Raw genomic sequence first — 496 nt, 5'->3', positions numbered from 1 at the left:
ATCGTCTGTTACTGTTAATTTCGCTGTATACGCTCCTTCTTTTGTATATACGTGAGTTGGATTTTGCTCATTACTTACAGTACCGTCTCCAAACTCCCATTTATATGAAGTAATTTTCCCGTCTTCATCTTTTGATGCGTCGCTTTTAAATGAAATTGCTTCATTCACATTTCCACTATACGGACCGTTTATAACCGCAACTGGCGCTTTATTCTCTGCACCTTCTTCTGTATTAATACCGTGGAACACAACATCATATTCAAATTGTCCTGATGCATTCACGCGATAATTTACGAAGTATGCTGTTACCGTTTTATAGCCTGTCCATTCTTTTGCGCTTAAACGTTTTAACGTATCATTAACGTTTTGTGTAATTATTTTCCAATCTTCATATTCTCCTTTTGCTGCAGTTCCTGTATATGTTCCTTGTAGTGTGAATGTATTAAAGAACTTTGATTTATTTTTCTTCACTGATACATTTTTCAATTTTGCTTCC

The 496-nt window shown here is 35.3% G+C and carries 1 protein-coding gene; it reads right to left on the bottom strand.

All coding sequences use genetic code 11. The features are described 5' to 3' along the window. Nucleotides 1–496 (bottom strand): PKD domain-containing protein (locus tag MR167_RS31765; protein ID WP_242316254.1); only part of this gene is annotated, 496 nt, incomplete at both ends.

The organism is Bacillus cereus group sp. BfR-BA-01355, from assembly GCF_022663675.1.
Classification (GTDB): domain Bacteria; phylum Bacillota; class Bacilli; order Bacillales; family Bacillaceae_G; genus Bacillus_A; species Bacillus_A thuringiensis_S.
This window is presented reverse-complemented; position numbering and strand designations above follow the sequence as displayed.